Here is a 9,786-nt window from a genome sequence, read left to right on the forward strand (position 1 = left end):
GAGCACCTGGTTGTGGTCCAGGTGGCCGCGGGTTCGAGTCCCGTCACTCACCCTGTAGTTCCCGTAGGGGTACGAGGTCTTCCTCGTACCCCTACGGGCCGTTTCAGTCCCGGAGGAACCGCTCCACCTCCGTGACGAAGGCCACGGGGGTCTCGTGCGGCGGGTAGTGGCCGGCGCCGGGGACGGTATGGATCCGGCAGTCGGGGTACCAGACCTGCCAGGTGGCGCGCATCACATCGACGGTGAGCGCGAGGTCGTACTCCCCGACGAGCACCAGGACCGGGACGGTGCTGCCCTTCACGGCGGCGGACAGGTCGAGCGGCTGCCAGCTCTCCAGGTAGGCGGCGAAGGCCTCCGGGCGGGAGACGTCGAGGGAGTGCGCGACCATCCGGTCCAGCCAGTGGCCGCTCGCGCGGTTGCCGGTGACGAGGTCGAGGATGATCCGCCGGTTGGCCGCGCTCCCGGCGGCTCCGCGGAAGAGGGCGTGGGTGTCGTCGTCCATCTCGTAGGGGGCGGCCGGGACGGGGTTGATCCCGATCAGCTTCTCGACCCGCTCGGGCGCGCGGACCAGGACCTGCTGGATGGCTTTGCCGCCCATGGAGTGGCCCATGAGGGAGAAGGTGTCCCAGCCGAGTTCGTCGGCGAGCGCGAGGACGTCGTCGGCGATCTCGGGGAGGGTGTAGCGGCCGGGGACGTCCTTGCGGTCGCCGTAGCCGCGGTAGTCGAGGAAGGCGTACGAGAACCCCTCGGGGTCGAAGTGGTCGAGCACGGAACCCCAGTTGGCGCTGGTGCCGAACCAGTCGTGCAGCACGATGACGCGAAGGGGGCCGGTGCCGATCCTGCGGTGGGCGATGACCATGCGTTCTCCCTCGGTGACGGGGTGTCGGAGCCGGACGCGGTACGTTCTGCCCACCGCGCCTACGATCACACCGTGAAGCCGATATCGCGCACGGTGCGCATCGTGGTGACGGATCCCCGCCGGGAGTGGGTGCATCCCCACCACGCCACGAGGTACGAGATCCTGCGGTCCGAGGAGGTCGCGCGGGTGCTCGGTGCCTGGCCCGCCGGGACGAGGGCCCGGGCCGAGCATTTCGCGTGCATGTGCCTCGACCACGTGGGGGGCATCACGCTGTACGAGGCGGGCGGGCAGCGCGTCCGGTCCCTCGACGTGCCGCGCACCGAGGAGCTGGCGCGGCTGCTGGACCCGGCCGACCCGGAGGGGATACCGGCCGGGCACCGGGAGCGGTGGGTGGCGGCCGCGCCCGAGGAGCTGCGGGAGTACGCCGGCGCGATGGCCCGCGGGGAGGAGGACCCCGCCCGGCCCGACGCCGTGGACCCGGGCCTCGTGTTCAGCTGGCTGGGCGCGGTCCGCCCGCAGCCCTCCGACGCGGCCTCGGTGCTCGCCGCGCAGGCCCCCCTGCGGCTGCTGGCGGGGGTCCCGACGCAGGACCTCGCCTGGGCCGTCCGCGAGACCGACCGCCCCGGACTCTCCGGCGCCGTACGGTTCTTCGCGAGCGAGGAGTTCACCACCCGTCACCCCAAGCGCCGCCGGGTCCCCGACACCGCGCGCAACCTCCTGCTCGACCACGCCCGCAGCCACCGCCCCGCAGACCTCAAGGTCCTGGAGCGGCGGCTGCTGCGCGCGGCGGACGACCGCGTCAGGCGGTCCTGAGGGCGGGGTCGGAGACGCCCGGGGCGCCGGTTTCCACGTGGCCGGCGAAGCGGCGCAGGAAGGTGGTGTCCGCGTCGGAGACGACCTTGACGTCGTACCAGCGGGCCGAGCCGGTCAGGTCCACCGTGTGGGTGACCGTGGCGCCCGCCGCGACCCGCAGCGTCTGGGACGCGCCGCCGTAGGCGTTGGACACCGTGGGGTTCACCGCCGCCGTGCCCCCGTTCACCAGGGTCAGCCGGAGGTTGCCGGTGGCCGCGTCGTGGCGGGCCGTGACCTCCGGGCCCGCCTTCTTCGCCGGGCCCTTCCAGGTGCGCAGGAAGCCGTTGGGGCCCCACACCGTCAGGTTGATCTGGTTGCCGGTGGAGCTGCTGGTGCTCCAGGTGTCCGACAGGGTCTTGCCCGCCTCCACCGTGTACGGCCAGGGGCCGTCCGTGCGGTTGCCCGAGGTGCTGTGGAAGTGGGCGCCGAGCGAGGGGCCGGAGGCGAAGGTCAGGGTGAACTTGCCCGTGGAGACGGTGGCCTTGCCGTCCACGTACGGCTGGTAGCCGAGGGCGCGCGTCGGCTTCGCACCGGCCTCCTGCTTCGGCAGGGCGCCCGTCGCCGGCGGCACCGGGTGGTAGGACGGGTGGGCGTTGTGGTCCGGCGGGACGTAGCCCGCCGTGGACGGCAGGGCCGCCGGGGTGGCGTCGGCGCGGCTGAAGTCGAACGCCGAGGTGAGGTCACCGCAGACCGCGCGGCGCCACGGCGAGATGTTGGGCTCCTGCACCCCGAAGCGCTTCTCCATGAAGCGGATCACCGAGGTGTGGTCGAAGGTCTCGGAGCAGACGTAGCCGCCCTTGCTCCAGGGGGAGACCACGATCATCGGCACGCGCGGGCCCAGCCCGTAGGGGCCGGCCGTGTAGCCGCCGCCACCGGGGTAGAGGTCGCGCGTGACGTCCGCCGTGGACAGGCCCCAGGCCGAGGACGCCGGCGGGTACGGGGGCACCACGTGGTCGAAGAAGCCGTCGTTCTCGTCGTAGGTGATGAAGAACGCCGTCTTCGCCCACACCGCCGGGTTCGCTGTCAGCGCGTCGAGGACCTGTGAGATGTACCAGGCGCCGAAGTTGACCGGCCAGTTCGGGTGCTCGCTGAAGGCCTCGGGCGCGGCGATCCAGGACACCTGGGGCAGGGTGCCGTTCACCACGTCGGCGCGGAGCCGGTCGAAGTAGCCGTCGCCCGCCTTGGCGTCGGTGCCGGTGCGGGCCTTCTCGTAGAGGGCGCTGCCCGGCTGGGCGTTGCGGTAGCTGTTGAAGTACAGCAGCGAGTTGTCGCCGTAGTTTCCGCGGAAGGCGTCGCTGATCCAGCCCCAGGAACCGGCCGCGTTCAGCCCGTCGCCTATGTCCTGGTAGATCTTCCAGGACACCCCGGCCGCCTCCAGGCGCTCGGGGTAGGTCTTCCAGCCGTAGCCCGCCTCCTGGTTGCCGAGGACCGGCCCGCCGCCGGCACCGTCGTTGCCCGTGTGGCCCGTCCACATGTAGTAGCGGTTCGGGTCGGTCGCGCCGATGAACGAGCAGTGGTAGGCGTCGCAGACCGTGAAGGCGTCGGCGAGCGCGTAGTGGAACGGGATGTCGTTCCGCGTCATGTACGCCATGGTGGTCGCCGTCTTGGCCGGGACCCACTTGTCGTACTTGCCGTTGTCGTACGCCTGGTGACCGCCGGCCCAGTCGTGGTTCAGCCCCTCGACGAACTGCATGCCCAGGTCGCTGACCTGCGGGTTGAAGGGGAGGATGTCCTTCGTCCCGTTGGACTGGTAGAAGACGGACTTCCCGTTGTCCTGCAGGACCGGCCGCGGGTCACCGAAGCCCCGTACGCCCTTCATGGTGCCGAAGTACTGGTCGAAGGAGCGGTTCTCCTGCATGAGCACCACGATGTGCTCGATGTCCTGGATGGTGCCGGTGGTGCCCTGGGCGGGGATGGCGGCCGCCCGCGCGATGCTGTCGTTCAGCATCGCGGCGGCGGCGCCGGCGCCGGCGATCTGCAGGAACCTGCGGCGGTTCAGTTCAGCCATGGGTGACGACCTCTGCGGGTGAGGGGGGTGTCGAGGGGCGACCCAAGGACAGCGGTCCCGGGGTACCGGCCGGGGATCAGTTCGTGACACTGCGCGGTACAGATGGAGAACGCCGAGGACGTCCCGGGCCTCCCGGACGTCCGCGCACCTGCCGCACCGACCTCCCGGGCACGCTGTACGAAGGGGCGTGCGGAGCTGTTCTGGTGGAACGGTAGGGGAACCGGTGGCCGTGCAACAGGGCGCCCTGCACGGGGACTTGGCGGGACGACGGGTCGGCCGGGGCCCGGCGGTGCACGGCCCGGCCGCGGCGCCGGGCTCGCGTACTCATCCGGGGTGGGGTGGCGGCGGGCCGGATCTGAGCATCCGTACTCAGGCCCGGTGGCGGGCCGCCCCGGCATCGTGGGCGCATGTTGATCCAGTCGTGTGATCTGCCGCGGCGCGCCGGGATAACCGCCGTCGGCAGCCTGTTGCCCGAAGAGGTCCGCTCCTCGGACGCCCTCCAGCGGGAGGTGACCCGGCGCAGCGGGCTCGCCCTGCCGCCCAGGCTGCTGACGCAGGCCACCGGGATCCGCTCCCGGCGCGTCGCGGGCGAGGGCGTGTACGCGTCGACGCTCGCCGCCGGCGCCGGCCGCCGGGCGCTGGCCGCCGCCGGGCTCACCCCGCCGGACATCGACCTGCTGCTGTTCGCCTCGGCGTCGCGCGACATGGTCGAGCCCGCCACCGCGCACATCGTGCAGGCGGAGCTCGGGACCCGGGCGCACGCCCTGGACGTCACCAACGCGTGCAACAGCTTCGTCAACGGCATCGACCTCGCCCGCGCCATGATCCTGGCCGGACGGGCCCGCAGGGCGCTCGTGGTCACCGGGGAGACCCCGAGCCGGGCCGTGCAGTACGAGCCCGCCGACCTCGCGGAGCTCCGCAGCGGCTTCGCCGGGTACACCTTCGGCGACGCGGGGGCCGCGGTGGTCGTGGAGGCCGTGGAGCGCGGCGGCATCCTGGACGTGGACAGTGAGACGCACTCCGAGCACTGGGAGGTCGGGGGCATCCCGGGCGGCGGCTCGCGCCACCCGCGCGGGGACGCGTACACCTACTTCCGGGGCGACGGCCACGAACTGCGCAGTGTCTTCGAGAAGGTGGGCACCGCCGTCATCGACCGGACCCTGCACCGGACGGGCATGGACTGGGCGGATTTCGCCAGGGTGCTGGTGCACCAGGTGACGGTGCCCTACCTGGAGCGCTTCGCCGAACTGACCGGCGTACCGGCCGGGAAGCTGGTGGTGACCGTGCCGGAACTGGGGAACGTGGCCAGTGCGAGCATCGGCGTGCAGCTGGACCGGGTGTACGAGGAGCTGTCGCCGGGCGAGCGGGTGCTGTGCGTCGGGCTCGGCGGCGGGATCAGCATCATGACGATGGTCTGGGAGAAGTCGTGAACGGACCGCTGTGGGTGGTCGTGCCCGCCCATCAGGAGGAGGCCCGGCTGCCGGCCACCCTCAAGGCCCTCGCGGCCCAGCACGACCGGGACTTCACGCTGCTGGTGGTCGACAACGCCTCCGCCGACCGCACCGGAGCCGTCGCCCGCGAGTTCGCGCGGACCGCGCCGTTCCCGGTGGAGGTGATCGAGGAGCCGGAGAAGGGCGTCGGATCGGCCGTGGACACCGGCTTCCGGTACGCGATCGGCCGGGGCGCGGCCCTGCTCGCGCGGACGGACGCCGACTGCCTGCCCCGCCCCGGCTGGGCGGGGGCGGCTCGGGCCGCCCTCACGGACCGGCCCGGGCTGGTGTGCGGGCGGATCACCGCCCGCCGCGACGAGCACGGACCGCTGGGACGGGCCGGCTTCGCGGTACTGGTCCGGCTCGCCGCGCTGTTCGGGCGGCTGCGGCCCGGGCACGCCCGCCGCCACGGCTTCCGGGCGCCGTACCGGATGCACGCCGGGAACAACATGGCCATCACCGCCGAGCTCTACCTGGCCGTCGGGGGCATGCCGCGCCGGCCCTCGCCCACCGACCGGCTCTTCCTCAACGCCGTACGCCGCCACACCGACCGGATCACCCCGTGCCGCGCGATGGTCGTGGAGAACTCCACGCGCCGGCTGCGCGCGTACGGGATCACCGGCACCGCCCGCTGGTACCTCGACCAGGGCAGCGGAGACCAGGGAACGGACCCACGCTGATGCTCGACCGACTCGACCACGCGCTGCGCGCCCGCCCCGAGCGGCCCGCCGTCCTGACCCCCACCCGCACCGGAGCCGCCCGCGTGCGCGCCACCGGCGGCGAACTGACCGGGCTGGCCGATGCCTTCGCCGCCGCCCTGCACGCGCGGGGGCTGCGCGCCGGGGACACCGTGGGGGTGGCCGTCCGGCCCGGGCCGCGCGCGCTCGCCGTGCTGCTCGCCCTGTGGCGGCTCGGGCTGCGGGGCGCCGTGCTCGACCCGGGCGCCGGCCCCGACGTGCTGCGGGCCCGGCTGGCGCTGGCCCGGCCCTCCCTCGTCCTCGCCGACGCCGCGGCCCAGGCGGTGGCCGGCTGGGCCCGGCCGCTGGCCCGGCGGGCCCGGCTCGCACTGCCCGACCTGGCCTCGCTCGGCGGCCCGGTGGCCACCGTCGGGCCCCGGCTGCCGGGCTGCGCGCCCGCGCTGGACCTGGGCGCGCCGCGCTCCGGGGTCCCCGCGTACGGGGACTCCGACGGTGACGCGGTGATCGTCTTCACCTCCGGGACCACCTCGCGGCCCCGGGCGGTGGTGCACACCCGGTCGAGCCTGGCCGCCGGGATGGAGTCGGTGTCGGCGCTGTTCGGCGGCGCGCGGGCCGCCGCGGGGGCGGACCGTCCGGTGCTCGGCGGCACCTTCTTCGTGCTCGTCCCCTCGCTCGCCCGCGGGGCCACGGTGGCCCTCCCGGCCCGCTCGCCGGCCGTGCTGGCCCGGCAGCTGCGCCGGCTGCGGCCGCGCGACACCTATCTGACCCCGCCGCAGTTGCGGGACGCGCTGCGGGAGGGGGCGCCCTTCGGCGGGCGGGTGTGGACGGGATCGGCCCCGGCCAGTGCCGAACTGCTGTCCCGGGTACGGGACGCGGGCGCGGAGGAGGCGTGGGGGGTGTACGCGCTGACCGAGCTGTTCCCGGCCGCCGCCGTCGAGGCGCGGGAGAAGGCCGCGTACGAGGGGCCCGGCGACCTGGTCGGGGCGCCGCTGCCCGCCGTGCGCGCCGTAGCGGAGGAGGACGGGCAGCTGCTGCTGGCGGGGCCGGCGGCCCGGCACCGCTACCTGGGCGAGGAGCCGGACCCGTGGGTGCGCACGGGCGACCGGGCCCGGCTCGACGGCGCCGGCCGGATCGTCCTGGAGGGGCGGACCAAGGACATGGTGCTACGCCGGGCGGAGAACATCTATCCGGGGCTGTACGAGCCCGCGCTGCAGGTACCGGGCGTGGAACTGGCGGTGCTGGTCGGCGTCCCGGCCGGGCCCGGCGCCGAGACCGCGGGCGACGAGCGGCTCGTCGCCCTCGTACAGCCGCGCCGGGGGGTCGCCGAGGACGCCCTGCGGGCGGCGCTCGCGGAGCCGTTGGCGCGGATGGGCTCCGCGCGTCCCGACTCCGTGGTGTTCGCGCGGGTCCCGCTGTCCGGGCGCTCCCGCAAACCGGACCGGGCGGCGGCCTCGGTGCTCGCGGCGGCCCGGCTGCGGGGGCGGCGGTGAGGGGCGGGCAGGCGCGGGCCCGGCGGCGGGACCGGCGGGTCTACCTGCGCAGCCACCCACTGCTGTTCGCGCTGCTCGCCGCCACGCGCGGACGGCCGGTGCGGCGGCTCGGCCGGACGCTGCTGGTGCACGACGCCGACGCCTACCGGGAGGCGCTGACCCGGCTGCGGCTCGACCGGACGGCGGCCGGGACCACGGGCGGCGCGGCGCGTGCGGCGCTCACCGAGGGGGTGCTGTTCGACCAGGAGGGCAGCGCGCACCGGGCGGGCCGGCGCGGGATCGCCGATGCGCTGGGCGCGGCCGGGGTGGAGGAACTGCGGGCGGTGTGGCGTCCGTTGCTGGTACGGGGGCTCGCGCCGCTCGGGCACGGCGGCGAGCTGGATCTGGCGGAGCTCGTACGGGAGCTGGCCGGGTCGGTGGTGTGCGCCCTGCTGGGCTCGGGCGCGGAGCCGGCGGCGGTCGCGCGGGCCGCGGCCGAGGCGGCGGCCGCGTCGGTGCGCAGCCACCTGCCCGGGCCGGCCCGGCCGGGTGCGCGGGCCGCGGCGGAGCGGACGGCGGGCGAACTGCGCAGCCTGCTCGGCGGCGGCAGCGACGCCTTGGCGGTGATGGTGGCCGTCGCCGCCGTGAACACCACGGTCGCGGCGGTGCCGCGGGCGGTGGCGTGGTGCGCCGATGCCGGTCTGTGGGAGCGGGCCGCGGATCCCGGGTCGGTGACGTCGCTGGCCGAGGAGCTGCTGCGGGTCACGGCGGCCTCGCCGGTGCTGCCGCGGGTGGCCGCGGAGGGCGGGTCGGTGGGCGGCTGCCCGGTGCGGGGCGGTGACCGGCTGCTGCTGGTGGCGCGGCATGCCGCGGGGGCGCACCGGCGGGATCCGGACGCGCTGGACCCTGCGGACGCCCGGCACCTGGTGTTCGGCGCGGGGCCGCACACCTGCCCCGGGGCGCGGCTCGCGCGGGTGCAGCTGGCCGATGTGCTGGCGGAGCTGGCGCCGTACCGGCCGGTGGTCGCCCGGGCCCGCGCGGACCGCCGGGCCGCGCTGCCGGGGTGGCGGACCCTGACCCTGCGGGCCGGCCGGTGACCGCGGTGCGGCCGGGGTGCTGCCGCTGCGCGGAGCCACTCCCCGCCCCGCCCTTCCCCCGTTCCCCGGAGCCCCGCCCCGGCCCCGCCCCGGCCGCGGCCGACTGCCGCTGCCCGGGGGCTGGGCCCGGAACACACCCGACGGCGGGCGGGCCGTCCACGGTCGGGGCGGCGGGCGCCGGGAGCGCCGGCGTGCCCGGGCGCGGCGCCGGCAACGGGGGTGGGGCCGGCGCGCCGGTGGGTGCGGGTTCCGGTGCGGAACGGGGCGGGGCCGGGCCGGGCCGCCGGGGCGGGGGCTCCTTCGCGGTGGGTTTCGGCTCGGCGGCCCCGGTCGTAGGGGTGAGCGGGGCGAGCGGGTTCTGCGGGGGGCATGTGGCGCGGGCGGCCGCGGCGCTCGGGGTGCGGGTGGTGGCGCTGGGTCGCCGGCCCGGGGCCGTCGGGGAGTTCCGGTACTGGGACGCCGCCCGCACGGATCCGGACCTCGCCGGGGTCGACCTCGTCGTGCACTGCGCGGCCGCGGTCGGCGACCCCGTGCCCGGCTCCCCGGCGGAGGCGCACATGTATGCGGTCAACGTCGACGGCACCCGGCGGCTGCTGCGGGCCGCGGGCGGCCGGCCCGTGGTGTGGGTGAGCAGCGCGAGCGTCTACGATCCGCGCCCCGACCGGTCGCTGGTCCGCGAGGAGCACCCGCGCTCCGGCCAGTTGAACGCCTACGGCCGTTCCAAGGCGGCCGGCGAGGCGCTGGCCCTGGCCGCCGGGGCGGTGGTGCTGCGCCCGCGCGCCGTCTACGGGCCGGGCGACACCACGCTGCTGCCGCGGCTGCTGTCGCGGGTCCGGGCCGGGACGCTGCTGCTGCCGGGGCCGGACGTGCCGCTCAGCCTCACCGCGGTGGAGAACCTGGCCGACGCCGCCCTCGCGGCCGCGCAGTGGGCGCCGGGCGCGTACAACGTGGCCGACGCCGAGCCGTACGCGCGGGACGACGCGGTACGCCGGGTGCTGCGCGCCCACGGCATCGCGGCCCGGATCCGCCACCTCCCGCTCGGGGTGGCCCGTACGGCCGCCCGAGTGGCGGAGGCCTGCGCGCGGGGCGGCGCCGAACCGGCCCTGAGCCGCTACGCGGTGGACCAGCTGGCCCACCCGGTGGTGCTGGACCTGAGCCGGGCCCGCGGCCAGGGCTGGTGGCCGGGCCGCACCCTGGACGACTACCTGGCGGCCCTGTAGCCGGGCGTCCTTCCGTGCCGGCCGGGGGGGGGGGGGGGGGGCCCCCCCCGCCCCCCCCCCCCCCCCCACAAAAAAAAAAAACACAAAGAAAAA

General features: G+C 75.9%; 8 protein-coding genes. 6 read left to right on the top strand and 2 right to left on the bottom strand.

Features of this window, described 5'->3' with window-relative positions; translation table 11 throughout:
- Positions 1-103: 103 nt before the first annotated feature.
- Positions 104-859, bottom strand: coding sequence for an alpha/beta hydrolase (locus ABZ128_RS35125; RefSeq protein ID WP_356853920.1), 756 nt, complete (start codon positions 857-859; stop codon positions 104-106).
- A gap of 72 nt (positions 860-931) precedes the next feature.
- Here ABZ128_RS35125 and ABZ128_RS35130 point away from each other — a divergent pair, with 72 nt between their 5' ends.
- Entirely contained in the window at positions 932-1,672 is a 741-nt protein-coding gene (locus tag ABZ128_RS35130) for a hypothetical protein (RefSeq protein WP_356853922.1), read from the top strand.
- Here the strand turns inward: ABZ128_RS35130 and ABZ128_RS35135 are convergent.
- Complete coding sequence (locus tag ABZ128_RS35135; RefSeq protein ID WP_356853924.1) at positions 1,659-3,719, bottom strand: phosphocholine-specific phospholipase C; 2,061 nt, start codon at positions 3,717-3,719, stop codon at positions 1,659-1,661. The two genes, ABZ128_RS35130 and ABZ128_RS35135, sit on opposite strands and share 14 nt — an antisense overlap.
- Before the next feature lie 407 nt (positions 3,720-4,126).
- On the opposite strand from ABZ128_RS35135, the gene ABZ128_RS35140 reads away from it, so the two are divergent.
- The 5 genes from ABZ128_RS35140 to ABZ128_RS35160 all read left to right on the top strand — a co-directional run bounded on the left by ABZ128_RS35140 (position 4,127) and on the right by ABZ128_RS35160 (position 9,693).
- Positions 4,127-5,149, top strand: a complete 1,023-nt coding sequence (locus tag ABZ128_RS35140; protein ID WP_356853926.1) for a 3-oxoacyl-[acyl-carrier-protein] synthase III C-terminal domain-containing protein — start codon at positions 4,127-4,129, stop codon at positions 5,147-5,149.
- Positions 5,146-5,889 carry a glycosyltransferase family 2 protein gene (locus tag ABZ128_RS35145; protein WP_356853928.1) on the top strand — a complete coding sequence of 248 codons (744 nt, stop codon included), beginning with the start codon at positions 5,146-5,148 and terminating at the stop codon, positions 5,887-5,889. Before ABZ128_RS35140 ends, ABZ128_RS35145 begins: the two co-directional genes overlap by 4 nt.
- The gene (locus ABZ128_RS35150) at positions 5,889-7,397 is read left to right on the top strand and encodes a class I adenylate-forming enzyme family protein (protein ID WP_356853930.1); all 1,509 of its coding nucleotides are present in this window, start codon (positions 5,889-5,891) and stop codon (positions 7,395-7,397) included. Before ABZ128_RS35145 ends, ABZ128_RS35150 begins: the two co-directional genes overlap by 1 nt.
- Positions 7,394-8,473 carry a cytochrome P450 gene (locus ABZ128_RS35155; RefSeq protein ID WP_356853932.1) on the top strand — a complete coding sequence of 360 codons (1,080 nt, stop codon included), beginning with the start codon at positions 7,394-7,396 and terminating at the stop codon, positions 8,471-8,473. Before ABZ128_RS35150 ends, ABZ128_RS35155 begins: the two co-directional genes overlap by 4 nt.
- A 338-nt stretch (positions 8,474-8,811) precedes the next feature.
- Entirely contained in the window at positions 8,812-9,693 is an 882-nt protein-coding gene (locus ABZ128_RS35160; protein ID WP_356853933.1) for an NAD(P)-dependent oxidoreductase, read from the top strand.
- Positions 9,694-9,786: the final 93 nt, after the last annotated feature.

This window comes from Streptomyces sp. NPDC006326, from assembly GCF_040612915.1.
Classification (GTDB): domain Bacteria; phylum Actinomycetota; class Actinomycetes; order Streptomycetales; family Streptomycetaceae; genus Streptomyces.